Here is a 25,692-nt window from a genome sequence, read left to right as displayed (position 1 = left end):
GAGCTGCGCGGCACTATTTATCCAGTGCCTTGTAGTGCCGGAAGATGCCGTCCTTGTTGAAGGCAATGCGGCGGTCGCTGTCGAGATAGGCCTTGATGTTCGGGCGAACCGCCACGCGGTTATGCAAATCGATCAGGCGTGGGATCTCCCGCTCGAATTTTTTCATGCGTTTCGGAAATGCGTAACGCAGTCCTTCAACGATCTGGAACAGTGACAGATCGACATAGGTCGCCTTGCGGCCCGTGACATAGGCGCCGTCGCTGGCCTTCAATATCCGCTCGAAATAGCCGAGATATTTCGGTACGCGCTCTTTCAGGAATTCGGCGCTGCGCTTTTTGGCGGGGCCTTTCTGATCCTCGTAATAGAGCGACACACCGATCGGGTGATGGGTGTCATGCACCTCGGCGACGAAATCGGTGATGGTCAGTTGCAGCTCATGCAGCTGCAGGCGCGCCGCTTCGGACTTCGGCGCCAAGCCATGACGCACGCCGAGATAGAACAGGATGTTGGCGGTCTGGCCGATCACCATATTGCCGGCCTTGAGGAATGGCGGCGCAAAGGGCGGAATGCCTTTCTTGATCTCGAGCATCCTGGTCATCGCGGCCATGCCGCCCTTGCCGCGCGCCATGTCACGGTAATCCGCACCGGCATCCTCCAGTGCAAGGCGCACGAACTCGCCGCGGCCCTGGATCGTCGGCCAGTAATACAGCTCATATCCCATGCGGAACCTCACCAAATGTCGCGTCAGGGGCAGTCAAGGTAACGGCTCACCGCAGAATTCGTTCGCCGCGCTCGTCTGGCGAGATCCCCTCTGTGAAGCACAGGTATCGTGTCCAGCTATCGCCGCAGCCCTCGCCATGGCCGGGACAGCCCGTCCATGGCGAATGCATTGCCGCTCGTCTACCGCAATGGAACTCAATTCGTCGCGAAGCAGTACAGCAGCCCGTCGCCGCCAGTGCTCTTCAGGTCGTTCTGCGAGCAGCCACCATCAGGACCGCGCGACGGGTGCGAGGTGTTCCACGATTTCGCCGGCGGCTCTTCATTCAACCCCGTACGGTCGATATGACCGACCATGGCGGCGCCTTGCGTGCTGCTCGTCCAGTTCTTGCAGGTGCGATCCTCACCGGCGGCGAAGGCTGTGCCGTCGGCCTGCGAGCCGGTCAGCACGTCATGGCGATTGGGCGTATCGCCACGGCCATTGATGACCTCGCCCTTCTCGCTGAGCGAGGTCTGCTTGGAGAGGTTGTTGCTTGCGCTGTGCAGGTCGGCGACATCCTTGGCGACGACGACGCCCTTGGCATTCTTCCATGGGCCGTTGCCGATGCGGTCCTTCGCATTGATGGCGGACTTGTCGTCGGCGGCCTGCGTCGAGAGATAAGCGTGCCAGGTCTTGGCGCCCGCACCCGCAGCCTGCGCCAGCGTCTGGCAGTGATTGTCGGCGCCGGCGAGGCCACCGAGATTGCCGCCATTGCCGATGCCATTGCTGGTGACGAAGAAGCTGATATCCGCGCCCTGCGCGAATGATGGCGACGTTGCTGCAAGCGAGACGGCGACAGCACCGGCACAGATACCGAGACGGGTCATGGTCAAGAGAATAGTGGGCATCGATTCCTCCAATTTGTTTTTGTAGCCACGCAACGCCAGTCGCGGTGGAACGCAACTGACCAACACGTCATCCGGCGGATTATTCCCGCTCTCTTACTGAGATCATCGCCTGGCAATGCACACGCACGGGGCAACAAAAAGCGCCGCGGAATGATCCGCGGCGCTTGTCTGATTTCTGTGACGCAAGGCTTACGCCTGCTGGATTGCCGACAGTTCCCAATCGGCGCCGCGCGGGCGCACAAAGGTCCAGATCTCGGTCGCTTCGATCGGCGTTTCGCTGCCGGCCACCAGACGATTGGTGCCACGCTCCAGCGTCTTGTCGACCAGCGAGAAGCGCATCGCGACGCTCGCATAGTCGGTGTCGCCTTCACGCCAGGCTTCCGCGAGGTCGCCCTGCAGCAGCTTCACATCCGTCACCTTGTTGATGTCGTTGCGCGCCTTGTTCTCGGCGAGATCCTTGGCGAAGTACGACACCATTTCCGGCGTCGACAGCTTGCCGAGCTTCTCCACATCTTCGTTCGACCAGGCGGCCTGGATTTCGCCAAGCAGACGCTCGAAGGTCTCGTAGTCCTGCGGCACGATGTCGAGCGGCTTGTCGTTCGAGCCGCCGCCGAAACCGAAGCCACCGAGACCACTGCGCGGGGTCGGCTGCGCGCCGTAACCCTGCTGCGCCTGGTTCATGTGCGCCTGGTTCTGGTCGGGAGCATTACCCGGACCCGTATAGGCCGAGCTGGCCGGACCGGCATAGGCCGACGCTGTCTGGTTGCGACGCTGCCACCAGGACATTGCGAGGCGGACGACGATGATGATCAGGCCGACCTGCAGCAGCAGGCCGATGATCGACGAGATACCGCCAAGGCCGCTGAACAGACCGCCGCCGAACAGCATGCCGAGCAGGCCTGCGCCGAGGAAGCCGGCTGCGAGGCCGCCGAGCATGCCCATGCCCGGACGGTTGAAGAAACCGCCCTTGCTGGCTGCGCCCGTGGTCGCGCCGTTCATGCCAGGCGAACCCGGCTGTTGCATCGTGCGGTTGAACGGCTGAGCCGCGTTAGGCGCCGTCGACGTGCTCGGCGGAGCCGAGAACGTGCGATTGCCGCGCGAGCCCGAGCTGCCGCCGCCGCCAACGCGGGCGTCGGCAGAGGAGATTGCAATCGTGAGCGGCATCGCCAGCGAAAGAACAACGGCCATCGTCTTGACGACGCCGCGCATGCTGAACGTGAAAGTCATGGTCATTCCCTCAATCCCCGGCAGGGGGAAAACACCCCTAACATGGCTACCCCAGCCTAAAATGGAAGCACCGTTAGATGGTAAACGCTGCGGCCCTCGGTCGCGGCTCGTCATTGAACCTTTGGCGCAGGAGTCACCTTGCTTTCAAATACTTATGCTGCATTGCGAAGTTCAACGCGCGTTTGAAAGCGAGACTGTTTTGTGAAGATGGCGCCTTAGTTCGGCGCCATGGTCTCTTTGACCTTGGCGATCAGCGCGCTCAGGGCGAACGGCTTGGCTAGGAAGGCGAATTGCTGGTTTTCCGGCAGGCTCTTTTCGAAAGCTTCCTCGGCATAGCCTGACACGAAGATGATGCGGATATCCGCATTGCGTGCGCGCATCTCCTTGAGCAGCGTCGGCCCGTCCATCTCCGGCATGACCACGTCGGAGACCACGAGATCGATGGCGCCATTCTGCTCGTCGAACAGTTCCATCGCCTCGACGCCGTTGCCGGCTTCCACCACCGTGTAACCGCGCGAGCGCAGACCACGGGCGTTCAGCGCGCGCAGGCCTTCCTCGTCCTCGACCAGCAGGATGGTGCCCTGCCCGGTCAGATCCGCACGCGGCTTGGCGTCGGCAGCGGCTTCCTTGGCAGCAACGGCGGCTGCGATCGCCGGATCGGGAGCAACTTCCTTTTCCTGATGATGGCGCGGCAGGAAGATCCGGAACGTGGTGCCTTTGCCCGGCTCGGAATCGACATAGACGAAACCGCCGGTCTGCTTGACGATGCCATAGACCGTGGAGAGGCCAAGGCCGGTGCCCTTGCCGACGTCCTTGGTGGAGAAGAAAGGCTCAAAGATCTTCTCGACGATATCGGCGGGAATGCCGGTGCCGGTATCGCTGACATCGATACGCACATAGTCCGATGGCGGCATGCCCTTGTAGGACAGCCGCCCGGCTTCCTCGGCCGAGACATTGACGGTGCGCACGGTCAGCGCGCCGCCATCCGGCATCGCGTCGCGCGCATTGACTGCGAGATTCACGATCACCTGCTCGAATTGCGAGATGTCGACCTTCACAGGCCACAGATCGCGGCCATGCACCACTTCGAGTTTGACCTTCTCACCGATCAGGCGCTTCAACAGCAGATCGATATCCGAGAGCGCATCGCCGAGATTGAGCACAGTCGGGCGCAGCGTCTGCCGACGCGAGAACGCGAGCAACTGGCGCACCAGCGTCGCCGCGCGCGTCGCGTTCTGCTTGATCTGCATGATGTCCTGGAACGACGGGTCGGTCGGCTTGTGCGCGTTCAGCAGGAAGTCATTGGCCATCATGATGGCGGAGAGCACGTTGTTGAAGTCATGCGCGATGCCGCCAGCCAATTGGCCGATGGTATCCATCTTCTGCGCCTGGTTGACCTGGTTCTCGAGCGTGCGGCGCTCGGTGGTCTCCAGCATGTAGACGATGGCAGCTTCGGTCTCGCGCTCGTTCTCTTCCACGGCGGTGACGAAGAACTGCCCCCAGCGTTCCTTGGCGCCTTCCAGCAGCGCTTCCACCGGCGGGATATCGCCCTGCCCCTGGGCGGCATGGCCGATGGCGGAGACCAGCTGGTTACGGTCGCGATCGCTGACGGCGGCGAGGATCGACTTGTTGACGGCGCCGGACGTATTCAAGCTCTGCGCCAGCTTGGCGAAGCGGGCATTGCCGCGCACCACGCGGCCATCGCGGTCCACCGTCGCAATCGCCATCGGCGTGTGGTCGAAGAAGCGCATGAAGCGCACTTCGGCGGCGCGCTGCGGATCGGAGCGCTCGTCGCGGGCGCGGCTGATCACAAGGGTGCGCGACGCACCGGGCACGCCATCGGCGCCGAAAGCGAGCTTGTGATAGAGCCGCACCGGCATGGTCTTGCCGTTGCGCATCCGCAGGTCGATATCGAAGACTTCGGTTTTGACCTCGCCAGGCATCGGCACGATGGACGTCAGCAACGACGCGCCGTCTCCGGAAACGATGTCCGTGAGCTTCAGGCCGCCGGAGCCGATCTCGGCGAGATCGTGATCGAGCCAGTTCGCCAATGTGGCGTTGACGTAAACCAGCTCGCCCTTTGGATTGACCGAAAAGAAACCGCAGGGCGCGTGATCGAGATATTCGATGGCGTGCTGCAATTCCTGGAATACGTCTTCCTGACGTTGCCGATCGCGGGAAATATCGGCCACCGACCACACCGTGGATTTGGCTTCGCGCTTGCCTTCACCCAGTGGACGCACGCGCATGCGTAGCCAGCGGCCGTGGCTGCCATCAGGAGCCGCAACACGGACCTCCTCCTGCTGGCGCTTGCCCTCGCGGGCAGCCTTGAGCAGCCGGAACACGGCTTCAGAGACATCGGGATTACCGATGAAGACCCGCTCGACCGGACGCGCGTCCTGCGCGGAGGCCGCGCCGGTCAATGTGAGATAGGCCGCATTGGCATAGACCACATGGCCCCGCGCATCGGTGACGGCGATACCGTCGAAGGCGTGATCCGCCACTGCACGCATGATCGGATCGTCGGAGGTGCGATCGGCAAAGCGGATGATACCGGCAGCAAAGGCGAACAACACGAACAGGCCGACCATCGCCAGCAGCGCCAGCAGGCCGAGGATATAAGGCTGCGCCTGGGCGCGGCCAAGAGTCATGAAGGCCACCGCGCAGGCGATGATCGCTGCGGCAATCAGCAGCACCAGCACGATGCTGCCGCTGCGCCGGGCCGGCTCGTGCAGCACCGGATTCTGCGCCGTCATCGATGGGCGATCGTGGTCGGTCTCGGCGGTCATCGGACGGTTCGTCGCCTGTTGGCAGTTGCGGCAGCGCGGGTTTGCGCGCCTCCTGAGTGCATCAATCGGCTGGCCTTGCGCAAGCGTTGCGTCGGCCTATTCGCTTCCAATCCGCCGATTCGCAACACGTTCCCGGCCCCCTGCCCGGCCCTTTGCCAGGCGCTTTCCCGAATCATGACGGGCGTCCAGACAGACCACGCTTCAGGCCCATGACGTAGCCGATGACTTCGGCCACCGCATGGTAGTGTTCGCCCGGAATTTCCTCATCGATCTCGACGGTGGCGTAAAGCGCGCGCGCCAGCGGCACGTTTTCGACGATCGGAATATCGTGCTTGCCGGCGACTTCCCTGATCTTCAGCGCGATGTTGTCGACGCCTTTGGCGACACAGATCGGCGCGGTCATGCCGCGCTCGTAGGACAGCGCCACGGCGTAGTGCGTCGGGTTGGTGATGATCACCGAGGCCTTCGGCACCGCTGCCATCATGCGCTTCTTCATGTTCTGCTGACGCAGCTGCTTGATCTTGCCCTTGATGTGGGGGTCGCCCTCGGACTGCTTGTATTCTTCCTTCACTTCCTGCAGCGACATCTTCAGCTTCTCGTACCAGGTGCGGTACTGGAAGAAGAAGTCGGCAATGGCGACGAAAGCGAGCATCGCCACCACCGAGGCCATCAGCTGCAGTGTCAGCGATGTCGTGATGCCGAGGATCGCCGACGGATCGATATGAACCAGCGCATCGAGACGAAACCGCTCCGGCCACAGCACCGCGCACATCACGGCGCCGAGCAGGACGAGCTTGAACAGGCCCTTCAGGAAATTGGCCAGCGCCTGCTTGCCGAAGACGCGCTTGGCGCCTTCCATCGGCGACAGCTTGCTGAACTTCGGCACCAGCCCTTCGGTGGAGAATACCAGCCGGTGCTGGATCAGGTTGCCGGCGAGCGCCGCGAGCACAAGAAACAGGATCGGCATGCCCATGGTGGACAGGACGGACACGCAGAGACTCTTGGCCAGCAGCAATAGTCCGGGCCCGTCGGTCCGTATCATCCAGGAATTTTGTAGAAGGTTTTTAAGCGGCGTTTGCAGCCCGCCGCCGACCGAGCCGTTGAAGGTCGACAATACCAGCGTGGCGCCAGCCAGCAGGAACCAGGTGTTGACCTCCTGGCTTTTGGCTACGTCGCCGCGTTCGTGTGCGTCGTCGAGCTTTTTTTGCGTGGGGTCATGTGTCTTTTCTGAGTCGTCGTCGGCCATCCGCGCGCCCCTATATCCGCGACATCATCTGCTGCATGACGCCGGTGACGTATTCGAGATAGGTGCCCATCATGGTGGTGAGGACCACGGCGAAGATCAGGAAGCCGATCATGATCGAAAGCGGCACACCGACGAAGTAGACCTGCATCTGCGGCATCAGCCGTGCCAGCACGCCAAGCCCCATATTGAAGACGAGGCCGAACACCAGGAAAGGCGCAGCAAGCTGCATGCCGATCTTGAACGCCGCCGCGAATGCATTGGTCGCGAGCTTGGCCACATCGCCCGACGACATGAATTCGCCCGGCGCAAAGATCTTGTAGCTGTCATTGATGGCGGCGATCACGAGGTGATGCGTGTCAGTGGCAAACAGCAGCGTAATGCCGAGCATCGTGAGAAAATTGCCGATCAGCACGCCCTGCTGACCCTGGGTCGGATCCACGGAGGTGACGAAGCCGAGACCGAGTTGCTGCGCGATGATCGATCCGGCGACCTGCAACGCCGACAGCGTGACGCGCGCGGTGGCGCCGAGCACGACGCCGATGATGATCTCATGCACCATCAGCACCAGCATCGGCACGATCGATCCCATATCGACGTTGTAGGCACCGCGATGCGCCGGCAGCATGATGAGGGTCAATCCCAACGCGATCGAGAGCTTGGCCCGCGCGGGAATGTTGCTCTCGCCGAACCCCGGCATCAACATCACCATCGTGCCGATGCGGGCGAAGGCCAACATGAAGGCAGCGGCGAGAGCGGGCAGAAGCGAGACATCGATGCGCATACGGGATTGTGCATCACCCCCCGATGATTCGCGACGATATCCGAAGCATATAGCTCGACAACGCGTCCCCCATGAACGGTAACGCGAGCATCATGGTGGCAAAGACGGCGAGAATCTTCGGCACGAAGACCAGCGACTGTTCCTGGATCTGGGTCAGCGCCTGCACCAGCGATACCACGACACCGACCAGGAGGCCCACGACCATCAGCGGACCGGACACGATCACAATCGTCCAGATCGCATCGCGGGCAACGTCGAGAGTTTCGGGGCCGGTCATTGCTGTAGTCCTTGTGTTACGCGGCGTTCGTGGTGAGGAGGATCAGATCGGCATCTTCATGATGTCTTCGTAGGACTGGATGACACGATCGCGCACCGAGACCAGCGTCGACACCGCGACGTCGGTTTCCGCAACGGCCGTGACCACGTCCATCACATTGGCCTTGCCATTGGCCATTGCGATGGTCTGCGCATCCGACTTGCGGCCGGAATCGAGCACGCTGCCGAGCGCGTCCTTCAGGACCGCGCCGAACGACTGACCGCCACCAGCATCCGCCGCCTTGTTGAGACCGCCACCGACGCCACCGCCGGCGTCCATGATGCGCGAGAGAGCCGAGTAAGCATTGGCGGCGACAGAGGGAGTTGCCATGGTTCAGCTGTCCTGTTCAGGCCTTGAGGATGTCGAGCGTGCGTTGGATCATCCGACGCGTGGCGCTGATGATGTTGAGATTGGCTTCGTAGGAGCGCTGGGCTTCCTTCATGTCCGTCATTTCCACCAGCGAGTTCACGTTGGGGTATTTGACGTTGCCGGCAGCATCTGCCGCGGGATTGCCGGGCTCGTAGCGCGTGGGAAACGCAGATTGGTCCGGCCTGATGCGGCCGAGGCCGACGATGCGGGCATCCAGTGAGCGGTCGAGTTCGGATTTGAAAGTCGGCACCTTGCGGCGATAGGGATCGCCGCCCGAAGTCTGCGCTGTAGACTGCGCATTGGCGATGTTTTCCGAAATCACCCGCATGCGGCCGGCCTGGGCGCGCAGACCGGAGGTCGCGATGCCCATGGAGCGCGAGAAGTCGCTGATATCGTCTGCCATGATGAGCTCCCTTTAAATGCGCGCCGCGGCGTCAGCGCTTGCCGATAGCGGTCTTCAACAGACCGAGGCTGCGGGTGTAGAGCGAGGTCGCAGCGGCATAGTCCATCTGGTTGGCCGAGACCTTGAGCATCTCGTCTTCCAGATTCACGGCGTTGCCGGCGGGGCGGGTCTCGTAGCCGACCCGGCCGCTCTGGTTGAAGGAGGCCGAGCCCCCGGTCGGCAGGATATTGGTGCCGGACGCCCGCATCATCGGCAGCGTGCCCATGCCGCCGGCAGTGACGGACGTGTTCCCGGCCTTGTCGAATTTCGGTTCCACGAGATCGCGGGGGCGGAAATTCGGAGTATCCGAATTGGAGATGTTTTCGGCCAGCACGCGCTGGCGTTCCTGATGCCACTGCATCTTGGTGCGCAGCGCCGACAACATCGGCATGTCGCTGATCGCCATCGGCCTTCTCCGCCCGCCCGGACGGAGCGTCCTGAGCTAGGCAGAATTTGCCGCCTGCATGGTTAATACGAAGTTAATTTCCGGTGGCACCTGTTACCGAATCGTAAATGAATGCTGCAAAATCGGCGTTTTTCGCAAATGCCAACGCTTTTTCGCCCGAATTGGCCGATTAACCATCCCCATCAGCCAAGCGACGGGGCGGCAGAAGTCGTTTTGGCTGCAGCGATTCATAGTTTATTATTAACCAACGGCAGGTTCTGCCGTGGGGCGTTAACAGATGGGGCGTGATTCACGCTGCGTGCGGCGCGTGCAGGGTTATTACACCTGCAGCTCTGGACGTGGACGTTGCAGCCACCCTGTCTGGCTGGGGACTTTATGATGCAATCATCGGTGCAATTTATCTTGGCCTTCGTCGTCGTACTGGCGCTGATCGGGCTTACCGCCTGGCTGGTGCGCCGATTCGGCGGCAACCGGCTGGGCAACAACGCCAGCCGCGGGCGCTTGCCGCGGCTCGCGGTGATCGACGCCGCCGCCGTGGACGGCCGCCGCCGCCTGGTGCTTGTCCGCCGCGACAATGTCGAACACCTGCTCATGATCGGTGGCCCGTCGGACATCGTCGTCGAGCCCAATATCGTCCGCGCCATGCCCGGCCGCGAGCAGGCGCCGCAGCGCGGTGGCCTCGCCGCCGATGTGGCAAGCCGTGCCCCGTCCCTGCCTGACGCCCCGAGCTGGGCGGAGAGTAACGACTCCGGCTTTGATTCCGAACCGCATGTGCCGGAGCCGGCGCCGCGTCCTGCGCGCCCCTCCTTTATCGAAGAGCCGCGCCGTCCCGTTGCGCCTTTGCCGGAGCGTCGTCCCGATCCGGTCGCCAGCCTCACGCCGGAACCCGCACCGCGCCCCGAACCCGCGCCACGCAGCGACCTTTTTCCGCAGCGGCCCGTTCCGCGAAGTGAAATGCCACGTGCCGAGATCCCGCGTAGCGAGACGCCGCGTAGCGAGCCAATGATGCCACGCCCGATGCGTGCCGATCCGCCGATCCGCACCATGCCGCAACCCCGCACACCGGACCGTGCTGTTGCCACACCGACACCGCCTGCTCCGGTTGTCGCCGCCCCGGCATCCGCCCCCGTCGTCGCACCACCCGCGCCCGCTCCGGCAGCCGCCGTGTCGTCGGCCGATCAGAACCTCGCGGACATGGCGCAGCGCCTCGAAGCAGCCTTGCGCCGCCCGTCGGGCGAGGCCCGTCCGGAGGCTCCGGAGCCTCGTATCGGCGCTCCGTCAGTGGCGCCTGAGGCACCCTCGATCCGTCCAGCCTCGCGGTCGCCGGACGTTTCGATCGCGAGCCCTCCCCGTGCTGAGGCGCCGCCAGTTGCCCCGCCGGTCAAATCGGGTTTTGAGAATCTCGAAGACGAGATGGCCTCCCTGCTGGGACGGCCGAAGTCCAGTTCGTGAGTTCGACGAACCTCCCGCGTAGAGTATTTTTCCTTTCAGTTCTGATCGCCGCCGGGACCCTCACGGGTCCCGCGATGGCGCAGGACATCAGCATCAATCTCGGCGGCGGTGGCGGCGGCGTCACCGAGCGTGCCGTGCAGATGATCGCGTTGTTGACGGTGCTGTCGATCGCACCGTCGATCCTGATCATGATGACGTCGTTCACACGCATCGTGGTCGTGCTGTCGTTGCTGCGAACCGCTTTGGGTACAGCGACCGCTCCGCCGAACTCGGTGATCATCGCGCTGGCGATGTTCCTCACGGCTTTCGTGATGGGGCCGGTGCTGCAACGTTCCTATGACGACGGTATCAAACCGCTGATCTCCAACGACATCACCGTCGAACAGGCCCTGGTGCGCGCATCCATTCCGCTCCGCGGCTTCATGCAGAAGAACGTGCGCGAGAAGGACCTCAAACTGTTCATGGATCTGTCGGGCGAACCGGTCCCCGCGACACCCGAGGACATGTCGCTGCGGATCCTCGTCCCGGCCTTCATGATCTCGGAGTTGAAGCGCGCTTTCGAGATCGGATTCCTGCTGTTCCTGCCATTCCTGATCATCGACCTCGTTGTCGCCTCGGTCTTGATGGCGATGGGCATGATGATGCTGCCACCGGCGGTGGTGTCACTGCCATTCAAGCTGATCTTCTTCGTGCTGGTGGATGGCTGGTCGCTGGTCGCCGGCAGTCTGGTGCAGAGTTACGGGCAGTAGCGAAGTTCTCGCCTACCGCGTCATCTCGATCTTGCGGACATTGACCACCGGCTGCGGCTTCAGCGAGCCGGTCGGCATCGGATCGGCGCTGGCACCGGGCAGGATCGCCTTGGCGCTGCTTTCCGGGAAGCGCGTCTTCATCTCGCGCAGGAAGCCGTCGAGCGTATCGACGGATGCGGCCATCTTGGCGATGGCCGCGAATTCCGATGAGTTGGTCGAAGTCGGCTTGCTCGCGGTATCGAAGGCAATCTTGTCGGCACCGACATTCATCAGCGGCGCATATTTTTCGCGGAAGCGCGCGAGACCGAGGGCGTCTTCCGCCAGCGCATAACCCACGACAGCACGGATGACGTCGCTCTTTTCGCTTGGCGTCAGCGGCGAGAAATCCCGCCAGCGGTCGCCGTAATAGAGTTCGATCTGTTCGGAGGCTTCGCGCCAACGCCGCGACGACCAGTAGATATCCGAGCGGAGCCGGATCGCTTCGCGCCCGCTCACATGAGAGATGATGTCCAGCGCCAGCTCGCGACGGCCGATATCGCTTTGTGCACGCGCTTCGAGGAGCAGCCGCTGCTGGCGCAGTTCGCCATTGAGATCGGCGATCCGTGTAGTACGCAGCGCAGCGATGGCGCGATCAGGCTTGCGGGCCATCAGATAGACCATCGACAAACGCGCAGCGACCTGCGAGCGCGCTGCCCCTTCGAGACGATGATCGACCTGGTATTGCAGAAGTTCAGCCGCCTGATCGAGCAGATCGACGGCCACGAGACGATCCGCAAGACGACGGATCATCTCGTCACCGCGGCGGCCGATCGGGGTCAGCTCGCGAAACTCGTAGAACATCGCCAGCGCATCGACGGGCGGCAGGCTGTCGCCCTTTGGCGACAGATAGATCTGCGAGAACAGCGCCTGCGCCTCGTCCTGCACCTGGCGCGCAGCTTCGCTGTGGGCCTGGCGTTCGGTGGCCGTGCGGGCGGCCAGCAGCGAGTCATTGTAGCGGCCGAGTTCGGCATACATGCGCGACAGGATCTGCAGCACCTGCACTTCAGTTCCATCGCCACGCCAGGTCACTGCCAGCACTTCGAGATCATGCAGCGCATCCTCGCCGCTGATCTCGTTGCGCTTCTGGCGCAAAACGACTTCACGCAGCTTGGCTTCCGCTGCAGATTGACGATCCACCGAACCGGTGACGTCCTGATACTTCGACAGCGCATCCTTCTCCCGGCCGAGCGCCTCGTCGAGCCAGCCGCTGAGCAGCATGGCCGCCGGCTTGATATCCGGCGTGACCCCCACCACTTCCAATTCGCTGCCGCGCGACGACGCGCCGGCATAGTCCTTCACTTCAAGCGAGGCGCGCAGCGCCAGCATCAAGGCCGCACGTTGCAGATCGGCCGGCAGCGCGGCGAGCATGAACTCGGCATTCTTGAAACGCTCGCGCGCCTCGACCCATTTTTCCTGTTTGGCGTAAGCGAGCGCCTTCCACAATTCACTATCGTAACCCGGCCCGAGCACCGGATTGGCGATATCCTTCAACGTCTGTTCGGGACGCCCCATCATCGCACTCGCGACCGCATGAACGATCAGCGCAACCGGGCTTTCCTCGCCGACCTTGGTGTCCGAGATAGCGAGATCGGCGACGCCCTTGGCCTCGTGATACATACCGCGCGCCATGTAGAACTTGGCCAGATCCATCCGCGCCTGCAGCAGCGAACTGGCCTCGGCTGATGTCATCGCGTTGATCAACTCGTCGAAGCGTGCGTTGAATGGGCCTTCCTGATCCTTGCGCCACTGGCCGACATCGAAGATCGGCCGAGCGACCGTCGAGGCACGTTGCGGTGCTGCGTCGGCGGCGGACAGCGTCAGGCCACCGGGCTTTGTAAGGATCACCTTGTCGATATTGGCCTCAACGGACACGTCGTCGGAGTTCACCTGAACCACAACGCCGTGGATCGATTCCAGCAACGAGAATTCGACGAAGTCCTGCCGGCGGATGAACCCGCGCGATGGCGGCAACGCGGTGATGATGTTGAGCGTATCGCCAGCATCCGGATCGATCAAACGATGCTTGATGCCGGGCTTGGCCAGCGGCACCTGCACGCTGGCGCGCGAAGGATCGGCGATGTTTCGCACAGCAGAAAGCGGCTGCGACGGCGTCTGACGTGTATCGGCCAGCATCAGCGACCAGGCCTGTCCCGCGCCGGCGGGGTCGTCGGTCGTGAGCGAGGCCAATTGTGGGCGATTGAGGCGGATGCGGATCGCCTGTCCCTTCTCCAGCGGGATCGTGCTCACATCGGCAATGATCGATCCGCTATCGCGGCGGATCGGCGCGGTATCGATGGGCCGCGTCGAATCTGCCACCAGCCACAGGATGTCGCCGCGGCGGAACAGGGCGACCGGCGTCGGCGATGCAAAGGCAAAGGCCATGCGCACGCCCTCACTGCTGCGCTTGACCTCGACCGGCATGCCCGCCGGTTCGGCCGATGCAGCAGCAACGGGTGCAGCAACAGGGACCGCCGCAACGGCAGGCGCAGGCGGCAGTGTTTCTTTCGCAGGAACTACGACAACAGGCTCAGCTGCCGGCGCAGGCCTGGGTGATTCAGCGACCTTGACCGCCTCGGGCTTTGGCTCTTCCGGCTTCGCTGTTGCGACGGGCGCTGCCGGCGCGGCCGCCGCAACCTCGACTTTCTTCTCCGGAACGATCTCTTTCGCGATCATCTCGGAGGTGGGAGGCACGATCTCGCCAGAGCGCTGTGCCGGAATGCTGGCGGGTTTCTCGACCTCGGGAGGCTTCGCCGCGACCGGCGGCTTCTCGTCCGCGGGAACGGCCACCGGCAGCTTGGCCAGCGGCGACGGCTTTTCGTTCTGCTGAAAGCCGATATCGACGACGTAGCTCTTGTCCTCGCGGAACGACTTCACATCGACGTCGCCGATCAAGCCGATCTCGACCGCGGTGCGGTTACCGTCCATCGCCTGACCGATCGACGCAACATTGGCGGGAGCGGACAGTTTGGCATCGGCGAGATCGAACACCAGACCGGCGTTGAAGGTCAACGTCAGCGTCTTCTCGTTCAACACTGACGACACACCGACGCCGCCGGTCTCGAACACGAAGCGCACGAAGGTCGGCTGCACGGATGCCCGCACCCGGATTGGCGGCTTCTTCTGACTTTCCGCGGCAGCGCGTTGCTGGCGCAAGGCGCGCTCTGCCGCGCGCGCACGCTCCGACAATTCCTTGACCACATCCTGCGGCAAACCGGGCGGCATGCCCTTCCAGGTATCGGGCAACAGATCGATGAAGATGCGCTCGCCCGCCGTCATCGAATTGACGGTCACCCTGCGTGATAGTGCGAGACGGATTGCCGTGCCATCGGGATCGCGGCGTGCGGAGCCGATATAGTCGGGCGCGGCGTCGCCGAGAATCTCCACGGGAATATCGACCGGCCGCTTGAAGCGGACGACGAGAATGGTGCCGGCCTGCGTCACCTCGGACTCCACGTCCTCGGCGAGCTTCAGCACGATGCGGGCATAGCCGCCCGACGTACCCATGCTGGCAGTGCCCCTGACAGCTTGCGCAGATGCGGCATCCGGGAACGACAGCGTAAGCCAGACAATGCCCGCGACGACCGCACAACGCCGAACGGCCCGCGTCCATGCGCGAGCTTGCGTCCAACATGCAACGGCAGCCGTCCGTGCCATTCAGAAGTGTCTCTCAGCCCGATGCTCGAAGGACGGTCGTCCGCCCTGTGTCGAATCTAGATTCCGCGCTCTAAGGATTTGTTAATTAATTTCTTTAATTCCGGCCCTGCTGGATCGGCCTGCCTTCGATCTTGGGCAATTCCACCGCCGCGGCAGATCGTTCGCCGCCCGAGGCGCGGCGCGCCAGTTCGACGGTGAGACGTTCAGCGGCCTCCGGCTGCATCAGACCGAGGATGTCGGACATTTTACGTGGCGCTATCTGCGAGGCGATCTCGAACAACACCGGCATTTCCAACCGGTCGAAGATCTTCGCGGCGTCCTTCGGCTTCATGCTTTCATACATGGTGACGATGCCCTTGAAGCGGGCGGCGTCGACTTCACTTTTCTGGTCGTTGGCCGTCTTGATACCGGCTTCGACGCCCTTCAATTCATCGACGCGGGTTTCGATGCGTTTCTCGGCGGCCTTCAGCAGGCTCTCGCGAATGTCGATCTCGCGTGCACGCGCTTCCAGCTCCTGACGGCGCGCTTGCAGCCGTTCGAGGATCGCGCGTTCGGCGGGCGAGACCTGAGGAGACAGTTCGATCGGCGGGTTGCTGGTCGGTTCGATCGCTGCAGGCGCTGCCACCGCGGGCTTCGGCTCTTCCTTCTTGGCTGACACCGAGCCGGTAATGTCGCCGTCTGCCGGCTTGCCGCCCGGGAAGTTGAACATCTCCTGCGCCCACGATCCTTTCGCAGGCTGCGGCTGCGGATCGTAGTTGAACACGTAGCCGCCATCGATCACCAGGCCGGCGATCTTGAGAATCGCCAGCCCGAAAACTGCCACCAACACGACAGGAAGAATACGAACGTCCCGAAAAGCTTTCATGCAGCGATGCCGTCAGGCCTCCTGCGCTCGGCGAACGCCTGCGCTGCCGCGGCATTGGCCCGCGCCGCGGACACCCGCGGTGCATCTGGGTCGGTTTCGGTGAGCGGCCGTGCCGCCACCGCTATCTTCGACAGCCGGCGCACGACAGCGTCGCCCTCGGCGAGCTGGGCTTTCAGTTGATCGGCCAGCGCGGTTGCCGCCGAAATCTGGCTGCCGAGATTCTCATTGACGTCCCGCACGGTATGCTTGAGGCCGCCGATCGCACGCTCGGCGATCTCGGTCACGGTAATGAGCTCGCCGATCGTCGCCTTCAGCGATTGTTCGTCAGCCTTGAGGCGCTTCAGGCGCTTATTGAGCAACATGCAATAGGCGATGGTCAGCATCAGAAGCACCGCAACCAGGCTCTCGATCACAATTCCTAATGAATGACTCATTGTGCCTCCATCAATTTGGTTTGCTCATCGGCCTTCTCAAACATGGCGAAGGTCGTGTTCGGCTTGCGCAATTGTTTCGTGACTCGAATGGCAACGCGGTCTCCGACGCGGCCCATGCGACCTTCAGTCAAGGTCACAGATCCACATCGTACGGCAACAAGGGCATCCGCCCGCATTTCCAGCGGCAGCGTATCGCCCACCTTGAGAAGCATCAGCTGCTTCAACGGGATCTCCGCCTCATACAACACGGCGTCGACGGCAATCTCGGCCTGAGCAATTTCAGTGGCGAGATGGCTTTCCCAGATCGGATCACGGCCGAATTTTTCGCCCATGAACATCTGCATGAGCACGGCGCGGATCGGTTCGATCGTCGCATAGGGCAGCAGCAATTCGATATTGCCGCCGCGGTCTTCCATATCGATATGCAGGCGCACCAGGATGGCGGCATTGGCCGGACGGCTGATGGCGGCGAAGCGCGGATTGGTCTCAAGCCGGTCGATGGTGAAGGCCACGGGCGACAGTGGCCGGAACGCCTGCTCGGCATCGGCCAGCACGACTTCGATCAGGCGCTTCACCAGATTGGTTTCGATGGTCGTATAGGGACGGCCCTCGATGCGCAGCGAGGCCTGACCACGACGGCCGCCGAGCAACACGTCGATCATCGAATAGATCAGGCTGGAATCGACGGTGGCGAGGCCGAAGTTTTCCCACTCCTCTGCCTTGAACACGCACAGCACGGCAGGCAGCGGAATCGAGTTCATATAGTCGCCGAAGCGCACCGACGTGATGCGATCGAGCGAGACCTCCACGTTGTCGGAGGTGAAATTGCGCAGGCTCGTGGTCATCAACCGCACCAGGCGGTCGAACACGATTTCGAGCATCGGCAGACGCTCATACGACACCATCGAGGAATCGATGATGGCGCGAATGCCGGAATTCTCGTCGAGATGGACCTCGTTGACGCTGAAACCGAGGAGGTTGTCGATTTCTTCCTGCGAGAGAACGCGCTCGCCGCCGTTCTTGCCGCCGCCGATATCGCGACCGCCGTCCTCGACCATGGCGGCCCATTGCTCCGCCATGGTGCCGGTGAGTTCGTTTTCGGCAGCCGCTTTCGCCGCCTCAACGGGATCCTCTGAATCCAGAGAAGCTTCCCATTCGGCGGCAATTGCGTCCTGATCGACCTGTTCGGTAGACATCAGCCTAAATCCAATTCCTCACTGAATGAGGATTTCCTTGAACAGCACAGCGTTCACGTGATGAGGAGAGATCGCGGCATTGACGCGCCGCGTCAGCTCTTCCTTCAGCCGAAACATGCCAACGGAGCCGTTCAGATCGGTGGTGCGGAGTTCGCGGAGATAAACCTGGAACATGTCGGTGATGCGCGGCATCGACGGCGTGATCTGCGCCACCAACGGCGCTTCCTTGACCTCGAGCACGATCTTGGCCTTGAGATATTGCACGCGCTCGCCGGGCTGACCGGCAAGGTTCACCAGAATCTCCGGCACATCGATGAAGGCGAGCGGCTTCGCAGCCGGCGCCGCCTCTTTCTTCTCTTCCTTGGGGTGCCCCTTCAGGAAGAACCAGCCGCCACCGCCCGCTGAAAGCACCAGCACGCCTACAACGATTGCGATCAGCCTAAATTTGCTCTTTGGAGCTGCCGCCTCGTCCCCGGCCGGGGGGTTTTCTGAAGTTTCCGTATCCGCCATCGCCTGCCCGTCCGGGGTTGGGATGAGCTCGATGCTGCAAAGCAGGCTTTAAAGACGCGATACAAATGCTGCCAGCGCCCAAGGCCCTGTGTGGTCGTGACGCTAGGTCGCAATGGTTAACGGAATCTTTCTTTTGACGCTCAACTAGGAAAATTCTGCCGGCAAATATGGTCAACAAGACCTTTCTGCCGCCCGTTTTCGCGCCTCAAAAACTACCAACAATTTGAAAAATATCACCTTTTTGGCTTGGCACGACTTTCGCTACTAAGTCTGCGAACCGCGGCTTGGGAGAGCTGTGCGGTTTACGGGATCCACGGCGAGCTTGGGAGAGCGAACCGCGGGAACTTAGGGGAGAACCACCGATGGAGAATATGCTTCTCGTCGGACTGTCGCGGCAGATGACGCTCCAGCGTCAGATGGACGTCGTGGCGAACAACATTGCGAATATCAACACCTCGGGCTTCAAGGCCGAGCGGACGATGTTCGAGGAGTATCTGAGCCCGGGCGCGCGCGAAGACAATTTCGTCGGCCGCGATCGCCGCGTGTCCTTCGTACAGGACCGCGCCACCATGCATGATTTCGCCGGAGGCGCCCTCGAACAGACCAAGAATCCGCTGGATGTCGCCATCGACGGCAACGCTTTCCTGGCCGTGCAGACCCCGAACGGCGAGCGCTATACCCGCGACGGCGGCCTGCAGATCAATTCGCAGGGCCAGCTCGTGACAGCGGCGGGCGCACCGGTGCTCGGCGCCAACGGCCCGATCGTATTCCAGCAGACCGACCACGACATCAACATCTCGCAGGACGGCACGGTCACGGTGCTCGAAGGCATCAACCGGATCGACTCCGTGCGCGGCAAGATTCGCATGGTCAACTTCGCGCAGCCCCAGCGACTGGTGAAGGAAGGCTCCAACCTGTTCTCGGCCGGTCCCGGCGCCAATCCGCAGCCGTCCACCACGTCGAAGCTCAATCAGGGCTTTATCGAAAAGTCGAACGTCAACTCGGTTGTCGAAATGACCCGGATGATCGACGTCACCCGCGCCTATACCGAGCTGTCCAACATGCTGCAGTCGCAGGGCGACGCGCGGCGCACCGCCATCGAAAAACTTGCCGACGTTCCGGCTTAAGGAATCTGACCCATGCGCGCTCTTTACACTGCAGCGACCGGGATGGCGGCCCAGGAACTCAACGTCCAGGTCATCTCGAACAATATCGCCAACATGCGCACGACCGGCTTCAAGAAGCAGCGGGCGGCGTTCCAGGACCTCATCTACGATCACGTCCGCCGCGTCGGCGCGCAGGCATCGGATCAGGGCACGGTCATTCCGGTCGGCGTCGATATCGGCGGCGGCGTGAAGACCGTCGGTACTCCGCGCATGATGACCCAGGGCACGCTGTCGGCAACCGGCGGCGACCTCGATATCGCCGTCCGCGGCGAAGGCTTCTTCAAGATCCAGCTCACCGATGGCACCTTCGCCTATACCCGCGACGGTACGTTTTCCACGGACCAGCAGGGCCGCATCGTCAACGCGCAGGGCAACTTGCTGCAGCCAACAATCTCGATCCCCCAGGCGTCGTCGCAACTCTCGATCAATGCGCAGGGCCAGGTCTCGGTGATCGTGCCGGGTTCAACGACCCCGACCGTGCTCGGCCAGATCAGCCTCACCCGCTTTATCAACAAGGCCGGCCTCAATTCGATCGGCGACAACCTGTTCACCGAAACACCGGCCTCCGGCCCACCGCAGGACGGCGTCGCCAATGCCGACGGCTTCGGCGACATGCAGCAGCGCAACCTCGAAATGGCCAATGTCGAAGTCGTCACTGAAATCTCGGACCTGATCGCCGCACAGCGCGCCTATGAGATGAACGCCAAGGTCATCAGCGCGGCGGACCAGATGCTGCAATCCACCGCCGGCATGTTCCGCTGAGGAGAATGATCATGACATCAGCCATGCGCTCGCTTCTCCTCGCCACCGCCCTGCTCGCTGCAGCGGCCACCGCTGCGCTCGGCCAGGCGCAGCGCGACGAGGTCATCGCATCGCCGATGCTACGCGCCAATGTCACGGTGTCCAGCGACGTGGTGCGGATTGGCGACGTCATCGACAATGCCGGCCCCACCGCGCAGATCGCGATCTATCGGGCGCCCGATCTCGGCACCGTCGGCACCCTGTCGACTGCGCAGGTGATTGCAGCGCTGCGGCAGCATCAGGTGATCGGCGTCGATACCCGCGAACTCAAGTCCATCACCGTAACGCGGCTGTCGCGCAGCATCGACAGCAAGGATATCGAAAACCAGGTCGCGCAGGCGCTGGAGAACCGCCACGGCCTTGGCGCCGCAGCCAATCTCAGCCTCACTTTCGACCGCGAAGTCCAGGGTCTGCAGCTCGACGCCAGCAATACCGGCGCGCTGCAGCCCATCGCAGTTCGGTTCGACGCGCGCAGCGGCCGTTTCGACGTCACCTTTGCGATCGGCAACGACTCCAACGTGTCTGCCACCAAGCTGCGCTTCACCGGCAGCGCCGTCGAGACCGTGGAAGCGGCGGTGCTGGTCCGCGGCGTCGAACGCAATGAAGTGCTGAAATCTTCCGATGTTGTCATCGAGCGTCGTCCGAAAGCCGAAGTCGGTAACGATGGGGTAACGCGCGACCGCGCCGTGGGCATGCAGAGCCGCCGCCAATTGCGCGCCGGTCAGGCAATCCGCAATGCCGACCTCGCCAAGCCTGACCTCGTCACCCGCGATCAGGCGGTGACGCTGATCTACGAAACTGCCGGGCTTTATCTTACGCTGCGCGGCAAGGCCATCGAAGGCGGCACCGAAGGCGACGTCGTCAACGTGATCAACCTCCAGTCCAAGCGCACCGTCTCCGGCGTCGTGGTTGGTCGCGGCCAGGTCGCCGTCTCCGCTCCGTCCCCGCGTCTCCCCGCGCAAGTCGAAACACCTGCTCCCGCTCCTACACCTTCCCGCGAGTCTCTCCCGTCCGAAAAAATCTCCCAGGCCAAACCTCCCCTGGCCAGCTCTCCCGCGGCCACCTCTCCCGTCGCTCTCGCTGCCAACGACCACGCGCCTGTCTCTCGAAAAGCTGAGTAAAGTTGATGTTCCAGTTCCATCGTCCCTTCGCCACCGGCGCTGCGCTTCTTACGGTCGGCCTTGCTGCCAGCGGCTGTTCGTCGATCGACCGTCTCGCCTCCATCGGCGAGAAGCCTGCGCTCACGGCGATTGAAAACCCGACGACACAGCCCGGCTACAAGCCGGTGCAGATGCCAATGCCAAAGCCGGAGGTCGCATCCTACAACGCCAACTCCCTGTGGCGCAGCGGATCGCGCGCATTTTTCAAGGATCAGCGTGCGCGCCAGATCGGCGACATTCTGACGGTCACCGTGAACTTCACCGACAAGGCCAATATCGCCAACGAGACACAGCGCAGCCGCACCAATACGGAAAACTCGGGCATCACCGACTTTGCGGGCAGCAAGCTGCTGACAGGTTCGGCCGCCTCGGTCCTGCCCGGCCGCCTGCTCACGGCTGATGGATCGTCGTCGAGCGACGGCAAGGGATCGGTGGCGCGGCAGGAAGCCTTACAGACCAGCGTCGCCGCTGTCGTCACGCAATTGCTGCCGAACGGCAATCTGGTGGTCGAGGGCAAGCAGGAAATCCGGGTCAACTACGAAATCCGCGAACTGATCGTCGCAGGTATAGTGCGTCCTGAAGACATTCAGAGCGACAACACCATCGACAGCGCGAAGATCGCGCAGGCCCGCATCGCCTATGGCGGCCGCGGCCAGATTTCGGACGTCCAGCAACCGCGCTACGGCCAGCAAGTGATGGACGTGCTGCTGCCCTTCTAACGTTATGAGCTCCCACATCTCATCGTGCTCCCACGCGATGAGATGTTCACGCGCGGCCTTCCGTCAGCTCCCCTGACGGAAGGCCGCGTCGTTCTGGGCAGAATCGAAACGCGGCCGGGCGAAGCGCAGAACGTCAGCCTTTGAAATCCACCTCGACGCTGCCGAGGCCGAGCAATTCCATCCGGACGTGATCTCCGGCATTGAGCCACGCGGTCTGCACCAGACTGCCAGTGAGGACGAATTCTCCGGCCAGCAACACCTTGCCGCTGGCTGCGAGATGGTTGGCCAACCATACCAGTGCGTGATGCGGATGGCCGAGTACATCGGCGCCAGTGCCGCGCCCCACTTCGACGCCGTTGATGACAGCGCGGCCGATCACCGACAGAAGGTCGGGCGCCTTGCCGCGTGTAACAGGCGCACCTAGAACACATCCTGCTGCAAAGAAATCATCCGCGATCAGTGTCGGCGCATCCATACTGCGCCAGTCTGCATAACGATCATCGACAATCTCGATGGCGGGATAGTACGCCTCTATCGAGGATGCGATCGTCTCCGCAGTGAACGGTTCATCGGACGGCACAGCATCGCGTCCAAGGCGGACTGCAATTTCGCACTCGACGCCGACATGGACATAGTTGCCATAGCGGAGAGATGCTCCGGTGGCATGCACGCCGCTCATATAGAGGCCGCCCGCGCAGGGATGCGGGATGCCGAGATATTGCTGCATCACCGGGCTCGTGCAGCCGATCTTGTGACCGACCTGCGTGCCGAAAACCGGCGCCAGCAAATCATGCAATGCGTCCTGTACCCAATACCCCTCGGTTTCGTCACGTAAGACCGCTTCTGGCGGCAATACCGACAACGGCGAGCGGTTGCGGCGTGCGTAAGCAAGAATCTCCGCAATCGCCAGAGCTTTGTCCATTGGAGGTCCCTTCGCCTGTCGGACGGCTAATGCCGAGACACAGGCAGAACGGGTACCGATCGCCATCAGGCTTTGCAACCTGACACGACATCGATGAATGATATCGACACGATCTCTATGCGGCGCCTGTCAAGATCTTGCAGCTCAACCGAAGACCTTGGTCAGGTCTTCATGAAGCCGACGCATCCCAGCGGGCCCGGTGAATATCTCCTTCACCTCGGCCAGAGCTTCCGTAGTCAGGACATCTTCGGAACGCCGGCCCTGCGCTGCAGTCGCCAGGATGCGCGACGCGATGGCTGCCTGATTGCAGGAGGTGCGGTGCTGCTCAGGCACCTTCGCGACCACCTTCTGGAGTACATTGCGCATCAACGCGATCGTATCGGGATCATAAGAGGCAGGCGCAGCCATAGTTCATCCTCCCTTTTTTCTGGATCCAGCCTACGTCCTATTGGGGAATGATGACGTTCATATTCGCGTGTTTTGGAATAGCATCGTGCTGCAGTGCAGTGATTGCAACATGCTGCAATGCACAGCTTGCGCAATGGCGCAGCATTCGGAATTTCAAAATGAAAACGGCCGCCCGATGGGCGGCCGTTTGGCATCTGAAAGACTATTCGTCGCGATAGACCTTTTCGCGCTTCTCGTGGCGCTCCTGGGCTTCCACGGAGAGTGTAGCGATCGGACGGGCTTCAAGCCGCTTCAGCGAGATCGGCTCCCCGGTCTCCTCGCAATAGCCGTAGGTGTTGTCCTCGATGCGTAGCAGCGCGGCGTCGATCTTGGAGATCAGCTTGCGCTGCCGGTCGCGCGCCCGCAGTTCGATAGCGCGGTCGGTTTCCGACGACGCCCGGTCGGCGAGGTCGGGGTGATTGACGTTCTCCTCCTGCAGGGTCTGCAGGGTGAGCTTCGATTCACGGAGGATTTCTTCCTTCCAGGCCAGCAATTTCGCGCGGAAATAGTCGCGCTGCCGGTCGTTCATGAAAGGCTCTTTTTCGGAGGGGCGATAGCTTTTCAACTTGTCCAAGGCCAATCCATCTATGCGTGCAAGGCGCCGGAAATGACCGGCCGCGCCGCAGCTTATATAGCTACGCCATGTGACAGACAATAACGTCCGGATACCTCCGGAATGGCCATCCACCGTGAGGTTTCACCCCCGGGAACTCCGCCGCTGCAGCGGGTAGAAGCTCCGGAGCCCGGCCTTGGTGACGGACCTGTTCGGGAGGCTATGAGCAGTAATTTGCGCGGCTTCCGGAGGCTCGGGACGACCTAAACCTGGCCAGCCTTGGCCAGCTCAACTTCGACCCGCAGTTCGATTTCGGACAGTACTGCGTCCAGACCGGGCTCGCCGGATGATTCCTTGAGGTTGGCTGCCGCACTGCGCAGCCGCGCCACCATGGCCGGATTGATCGAGCCCGTGAGCAGGCCGATCTTGAGTTCGTCAAGGACATCGAGCGCACCGCGGCCGCGCTTCACCGAGCGCTTGCGGCGCTCCATGGGATCTTCGACGCTCTGCATGGCCAGAAGCGCATCGATGCTGTTGGCCGCCCGGGGCGCTACCGTCGGTCGGGCCTCGGAGGTCGGGGTCGCATCCGGCAACGAGAACCCGCTCGAACTGGTTTTCTTCGCTCCTGACGACGGAGCACCGAATGTGGTGCCGTTCGGTCCGTAAATGCGCATCGGCGTGTCCAGCGAGGGTGATGGCCGATCCCGGCCCATGGCGGCGCGCCTTTCGCTCAGTACCATCGCGAGCGTAAATAGGCCTCCATTCGGAATGGTCGTCTTTTATGGTTAATCAATCGTAAACAGCCCGGCAAAATCTGCCGCGGGCGGCACTTTCGCCGGGGCGAAGGCAGGCACGCGCTCCAGCGAAATTCGTAATTAAATATACAATTCAATATCTTAGGTCTCATAAAATCACTGGCACGGCACTCGCATAGGGAAGGCTGGATCGTCGTCATGGGAGTGGCGAGCGGTCCAGTGAAGACCTCAGCGGGGAGCAGAGGATGCCGAGCCTACCTTCGATCCGATTCTGTCAGACGGCCTGTGCGGTGCTGCTCGTGCTGCTCGTGCAGGCGGTGTCGGCACATGCGACGTCGCGGATCAAGGATCTCGCCAATATCGAGGGCGTCCGGCAGAACCAGTTGATCGGCTACGGCCTCGTGGTCGGCCTCAACGGCACCGGCGATACCCTCAACAACATCCCGTTTACCCGTCAGTCGCTGCAGGCGATGCTTGAACGCATGGGCGTCAATATCCGCGGCCAGACGCTGCGCACGGGCAACGTGGCCGCCGTGATGGTCACCGGTAACCTGCCCGCCTTCGGCACTCAGGGCACCCGCATGGACGTCACCGTCTCGGCGCTCGGCGATGCCAAGAACCTGACCGGCGGCACCCTGCTGGTCACCCCCCTGCTCGGCGCCGACGGCAACGTCTATGCCGTCGCCCAAGGCTCCCTCGCCATCAACGGTTTTGCCGCCGAAGGCGCCGCCGCCAGTATCACCCGCGGCGTACCGACCGTTGGCCGCATCGCCAACGGCGCCATTATCGAGCGCGAGATCGAGTTCGCGCTGAACCGCCTGCCCAATGTGCGCCTCGCTTTGCGCAATCCTGACTTCACCACGGCCAAGCGCATTGCGGCCGCCGTCAACGATTTCCTGGGATCCAAGACCGCCGAGCCGATCGATCCTTCCACCGTGCAGATGTCGATCCCGCCGGAGTTCAAGGGCAACGTCGTTGCGCTGCTCACCGAGATCGAGCAGCTGCAGGTCGAACCGGATCTGGCCGCCAAGATCATCATCGACGAACGCTCCGGCATCATCGTGATGGGCCGCGACGTCCGCGTCGCTA

Annotated in this window: 26 protein-coding genes; 7 read left to right on the top strand and 19 right to left on the bottom strand. The window is 62.4% G+C overall.

Going from position 1 to position 25,692, the window contains the following annotated elements; all coding sequences use genetic code 11:
- Window positions 1-13: 13 nt before the first annotated feature.
- From ACEK02_RS22845 to flgB, 10 genes are all read right to left on the bottom strand, one after another.
- The gene (locus tag ACEK02_RS22845) at window positions 14-721 is read right to left on the bottom strand and encodes a glutathione S-transferase (RefSeq protein ID WP_371423827.1); all 708 of its coding nucleotides are present in this window, start codon (window positions 719-721) and stop codon (window positions 14-16) included.
- Between the two features lie 194 nt (window positions 722-915).
- A complete protein-coding gene (locus tag ACEK02_RS22840) occupies window positions 916-1,584 on the bottom strand; it encodes a lectin (RefSeq protein ID WP_371423856.1) in 669 nt (222 codons plus the stop codon).
- A 210-nt stretch (window positions 1,585-1,794) separates the two neighbouring features.
- On the bottom strand, window positions 1,795-2,832 hold the full coding sequence (locus tag ACEK02_RS22835) for a Tim44-like domain-containing protein (protein ID WP_371423855.1): 1,038 nt from the start codon (window positions 2,830-2,832) through the stop codon (window positions 1,795-1,797).
- Window positions 2,833-3,047: 215 nt separating this feature from the next.
- Complete coding sequence (gene cckA, locus ACEK02_RS22830; RefSeq protein ID WP_371423826.1) at window positions 3,048-5,621, bottom strand: cell cycle histidine kinase CckA; 2,574 nt, start codon at window positions 5,619-5,621, stop codon at window positions 3,048-3,050.
- Between the two features lie 172 nt (window positions 5,622-5,793).
- Complete coding sequence (gene flhB, locus ACEK02_RS22825) at window positions 5,794-6,867, bottom strand: flagellar biosynthesis protein FlhB (RefSeq protein WP_371423825.1); 1,074 nt, start codon at window positions 6,865-6,867, stop codon at window positions 5,794-5,796.
- Window positions 6,868-6,877: 10 nt separating this feature from the next.
- On the bottom strand, window positions 6,878-7,648 hold the full coding sequence (gene fliR / locus ACEK02_RS22820; RefSeq protein WP_371423824.1) for a flagellar biosynthetic protein FliR: 771 nt from the start codon (window positions 7,646-7,648) through the stop codon (window positions 6,878-6,880).
- Window positions 7,649-7,661: 13 nt separating this feature from the next.
- Window positions 7,662-7,925: a flagellar biosynthesis protein FliQ gene (gene fliQ, locus ACEK02_RS22815; RefSeq protein ID WP_092146438.1), complete on the bottom strand. Its 264-nt coding sequence runs from the start codon at window positions 7,923-7,925 to the stop codon at window positions 7,662-7,664.
- Window positions 7,926-7,967: 42 nt separating this feature from the next.
- On the bottom strand, window positions 7,968-8,294 hold the full coding sequence (fliE, locus tag ACEK02_RS22810) for a flagellar hook-basal body complex protein FliE (protein ID WP_068735666.1): 327 nt from the start codon (window positions 8,292-8,294) through the stop codon (window positions 7,968-7,970).
- Between the two features lie 16 nt (window positions 8,295-8,310).
- Window positions 8,311-8,736: a flagellar basal body rod protein FlgC gene (flgC, locus tag ACEK02_RS22805; RefSeq protein WP_089265171.1), complete on the bottom strand. Its 426-nt coding sequence runs from the start codon at window positions 8,734-8,736 to the stop codon at window positions 8,311-8,313.
- A gap of 31 nt (window positions 8,737-8,767) precedes the next feature.
- Window positions 8,768-9,181 (bottom strand): flagellar basal body rod protein FlgB, encoded by a 414-nt coding sequence (flgB, locus tag ACEK02_RS22800; RefSeq protein WP_371423823.1) that lies wholly within the window; start codon window positions 9,179-9,181, stop codon window positions 8,768-8,770.
- Window positions 9,182-9,556: 375 nt separating this feature from the next.
- Here flgB and ACEK02_RS22795 point away from each other — a divergent pair, with 375 nt between their 5' ends.
- Window positions 9,557-10,633 (top strand): flagellar biosynthetic protein FliO, encoded by a 1,077-nt coding sequence (locus ACEK02_RS22795; protein WP_371423822.1) that lies wholly within the window; start codon window positions 9,557-9,559, stop codon window positions 10,631-10,633.
- Window positions 10,630-11,382 carry a flagellar type III secretion system pore protein FliP gene (gene fliP, locus ACEK02_RS22790; protein ID WP_371423821.1) on the top strand — a complete coding sequence of 251 codons (753 nt, stop codon included), beginning with the start codon at window positions 10,630-10,632 and terminating at the stop codon, window positions 11,380-11,382. Before ACEK02_RS22795 ends, fliP begins: the two co-directional genes overlap by 4 nt.
- A 12-nt stretch (window positions 11,383-11,394) precedes the next feature.
- Here fliP and ACEK02_RS22785 read toward each other — a convergent pair whose 3' ends face one another.
- The 5 genes from ACEK02_RS22785 to fliL all read right to left on the bottom strand — a co-directional run bounded on the left by ACEK02_RS22785 (window position 11,395) and on the right by fliL (window position 18,080).
- Window positions 11,395-14,925 carry a tetratricopeptide repeat protein gene (locus tag ACEK02_RS22785; protein ID WP_371423820.1) on the bottom strand — a complete coding sequence of 1,177 codons (3,531 nt, stop codon included), beginning with the start codon at window positions 14,923-14,925 and terminating at the stop codon, window positions 11,395-11,397.
- Between the two features lie 244 nt (window positions 14,926-15,169).
- Window positions 15,170-15,940, bottom strand: coding sequence for a MotE family protein (locus tag ACEK02_RS22780; RefSeq protein WP_371423819.1), 771 nt, complete (start codon window positions 15,938-15,940; stop codon window positions 15,170-15,172).
- Window positions 15,937-16,374, bottom strand: a complete 438-nt coding sequence (locus ACEK02_RS22775) for a DUF6468 domain-containing protein (RefSeq protein WP_371423818.1) — start codon at window positions 16,372-16,374, stop codon at window positions 15,937-15,939. The genes ACEK02_RS22780 and ACEK02_RS22775 overlap by 4 nt, the downstream gene beginning before the upstream one ends.
- Window positions 16,371-17,570, bottom strand: a complete 1,200-nt coding sequence (fliM, locus tag ACEK02_RS22770; protein WP_371423817.1) for a flagellar motor switch protein FliM — start codon at window positions 17,568-17,570, stop codon at window positions 16,371-16,373. Before fliM ends, ACEK02_RS22775 begins: the two co-directional genes overlap by 4 nt.
- 18 nt (window positions 17,571-17,588) lie before the next feature.
- Complete coding sequence (gene fliL / locus ACEK02_RS22765) at window positions 17,589-18,080, bottom strand: flagellar basal body-associated protein FliL (protein ID WP_371423816.1); 492 nt, start codon at window positions 18,078-18,080, stop codon at window positions 17,589-17,591.
- Window positions 18,081-18,442: 362 nt separating this feature from the next.
- On the opposite strand from fliL, the gene flgF reads away from it, so the two are divergent.
- The 4 genes from flgF to flgH are packed head-to-tail and all read left to right on the top strand — an operon-like array spanning window position 18,443 to window position 21,926.
- Entirely contained in the window at window positions 18,443-19,207 is a 765-nt protein-coding gene (gene flgF, locus ACEK02_RS22760; protein WP_371423815.1) for a flagellar basal-body rod protein FlgF, read from the top strand.
- Between the two features lie 12 nt (window positions 19,208-19,219).
- On the top strand, window positions 19,220-20,008 hold the full coding sequence (flgG, locus tag ACEK02_RS22755) for a flagellar basal-body rod protein FlgG (RefSeq protein ID WP_116662906.1): 789 nt from the start codon (window positions 19,220-19,222) through the stop codon (window positions 20,006-20,008).
- Window positions 20,009-20,019: 11 nt separating this feature from the next.
- Complete coding sequence (flgA, locus tag ACEK02_RS22750) at window positions 20,020-21,168, top strand: flagellar basal body P-ring formation chaperone FlgA (protein ID WP_371423814.1); 1,149 nt, start codon at window positions 20,020-20,022, stop codon at window positions 21,166-21,168.
- A gap of 5 nt (window positions 21,169-21,173) precedes the next feature.
- Window positions 21,174-21,926 (top strand): flagellar basal body L-ring protein FlgH, encoded by a 753-nt coding sequence (gene flgH / locus ACEK02_RS22745; protein WP_068736258.1) that lies wholly within the window; start codon window positions 21,174-21,176, stop codon window positions 21,924-21,926.
- Between the two features lie 133 nt (window positions 21,927-22,059).
- Here the strand turns inward: flgH and ACEK02_RS22740 are convergent, their stop codons facing one another.
- The 4 genes from ACEK02_RS22740 to ACEK02_RS22725 all read right to left on the bottom strand — a co-directional run bounded on the left by ACEK02_RS22740 (window position 22,060) and on the right by ACEK02_RS22725 (window position 24,522).
- Entirely contained in the window at window positions 22,060-22,848 is a 789-nt protein-coding gene (locus ACEK02_RS22740) for a 2-keto-4-pentenoate hydratase (protein ID WP_371423813.1), read from the bottom strand.
- A gap of 144 nt (window positions 22,849-22,992) precedes the next feature.
- Window positions 22,993-23,256: a hypothetical protein gene (locus ACEK02_RS22735; protein WP_158005716.1), complete on the bottom strand. Its 264-nt coding sequence runs from the start codon at window positions 23,254-23,256 to the stop codon at window positions 22,993-22,995.
- Window positions 23,257-23,458: 202 nt separating this feature from the next.
- The gene (dksA, locus tag ACEK02_RS22730; RefSeq protein WP_116662903.1) at window positions 23,459-23,869 is read right to left on the bottom strand and encodes an RNA polymerase-binding protein DksA; all 411 of its coding nucleotides are present in this window, start codon (window positions 23,867-23,869) and stop codon (window positions 23,459-23,461) included.
- A gap of 242 nt (window positions 23,870-24,111) precedes the next feature.
- The gene (locus tag ACEK02_RS22725) at window positions 24,112-24,522 is read right to left on the bottom strand and encodes a flagellar assembly protein FliX (protein ID WP_371423812.1); all 411 of its coding nucleotides are present in this window, start codon (window positions 24,520-24,522) and stop codon (window positions 24,112-24,114) included.
- Window positions 24,523-24,848: 326 nt separating this feature from the next.
- On the opposite strand from ACEK02_RS22725, the gene ACEK02_RS22720 reads away from it, so the two are divergent.
- On the top strand, window positions 24,849-25,692 hold an 844-nt coding region (locus ACEK02_RS22720; protein ID WP_371423811.1), incomplete at its 3' end, for a flagellar basal body P-ring protein FlgI.

Origin of the sequence: Tardiphaga sp. (assembly GCF_041424195.1) — a bacterium.
Taxonomy (GTDB): domain Bacteria; phylum Pseudomonadota; class Alphaproteobacteria; order Rhizobiales; family Xanthobacteraceae; genus Tardiphaga.
Note: the sequence above shows the minus strand (reverse complement) of the source record. Positions and strands in the feature narration are given on the sequence as shown.

Excerpts from the sequence above, each read along its gene's own strand:
- flgA (WP_371423814.1), top strand. The coding sequence starts at position 20,020 with ATGACATCAGCCATGCGCTCGCTTCTCCTCGCCACCGCCCTGCTCGCT.
- ACEK02_RS22785 (WP_371423820.1), bottom strand. The coding sequence starts at position 14,925 with ATGGGTACGTCGGGCGGCTATGCCCGCATCGTGCTGAAGCTCGCCGAG.
- fliQ (WP_092146438.1), bottom strand. The coding sequence starts at position 7,925 with ATGACCGGCCCCGAAACTCTCGACGTTGCCCGCGATGCGATCTGGACG.
- fliE (WP_068735666.1), bottom strand. The coding sequence starts at position 8,294 with ATGGCAACTCCCTCTGTCGCCGCCAATGCTTACTCGGCTCTCTCGCGC.
- ACEK02_RS22840 (WP_371423856.1), bottom strand. The coding sequence starts at position 1,584 with ATGACCCGTCTCGGTATCTGTGCCGGTGCTGTCGCCGTCTCGCTTGCA.
- ACEK02_RS22835 (WP_371423855.1), bottom strand. The coding sequence starts at position 2,832 with ATGACTTTCACGTTCAGCATGCGCGGCGTCGTCAAGACGATGGCCGTT.
- ACEK02_RS22735 (WP_158005716.1), bottom strand. The coding sequence starts at position 23,256 with ATGGCTGCGCCTGCCTCTTATGATCCCGATACGATCGCGTTGATGCGC.
- cckA (WP_371423826.1), bottom strand. The coding sequence starts at position 5,621 with ATGACCGCCGAGACCGACCACGATCGCCCATCGATGACGGCGCAGAAT.
- ACEK02_RS22775 (WP_371423818.1), bottom strand. The coding sequence starts at position 16,374 with ATGAGTCATTCATTAGGAATTGTGATCGAGAGCCTGGTTGCGGTGCTT.
- flgG (WP_116662906.1), top strand. The coding sequence starts at position 19,220 with ATGCGCGCTCTTTACACTGCAGCGACCGGGATGGCGGCCCAGGAACTC.
- flhB (WP_371423825.1), bottom strand. The coding sequence starts at position 6,867 with ATGGCCGACGACGACTCAGAAAAGACACATGACCCCACGCAAAAAAAG.
- ACEK02_RS22740 (WP_371423813.1), bottom strand. The coding sequence starts at position 22,848 with ATGGACAAAGCTCTGGCGATTGCGGAGATTCTTGCTTACGCACGCCGC.
- fliR (WP_371423824.1), bottom strand. The coding sequence starts at position 7,648 with ATGCGCATCGATGTCTCGCTTCTGCCCGCTCTCGCCGCTGCCTTCATG.
- fliL (WP_371423816.1), bottom strand. The coding sequence starts at position 18,080 with ATGGCGGATACGGAAACTTCAGAAAACCCCCCGGCCGGGGACGAGGCG.
- flgF (WP_371423815.1), top strand. The coding sequence starts at position 18,443 with ATGGAGAATATGCTTCTCGTCGGACTGTCGCGGCAGATGACGCTCCAG.
- fliM (WP_371423817.1), bottom strand. The coding sequence starts at position 17,570 with ATGTCTACCGAACAGGTCGATCAGGACGCAATTGCCGCCGAATGGGAA.
- ACEK02_RS22795 (WP_371423822.1), top strand. The coding sequence starts at position 9,557 with ATGATGCAATCATCGGTGCAATTTATCTTGGCCTTCGTCGTCGTACTG.
- ACEK02_RS22845 (WP_371423827.1), bottom strand. The coding sequence starts at position 721 with ATGGGATATGAGCTGTATTACTGGCCGACGATCCAGGGCCGCGGCGAG.
- ACEK02_RS22780 (WP_371423819.1), bottom strand. The coding sequence starts at position 15,940 with ATGAAAGCTTTTCGGGACGTTCGTATTCTTCCTGTCGTGTTGGTGGCA.
- ACEK02_RS22725 (WP_371423812.1), bottom strand. The coding sequence starts at position 24,522 with ATGCGCATTTACGGACCGAACGGCACCACATTCGGTGCTCCGTCGTCA.
- flgC (WP_089265171.1), bottom strand. The coding sequence starts at position 8,736 with ATGGCAGACGATATCAGCGACTTCTCGCGCTCCATGGGCATCGCGACC.
- flgH (WP_068736258.1), top strand. The coding sequence starts at position 21,174 with ATGTTCCAGTTCCATCGTCCCTTCGCCACCGGCGCTGCGCTTCTTACG.
- flgB (WP_371423823.1), bottom strand. The coding sequence starts at position 9,181 with ATGGCGATCAGCGACATGCCGATGTTGTCGGCGCTGCGCACCAAGATG.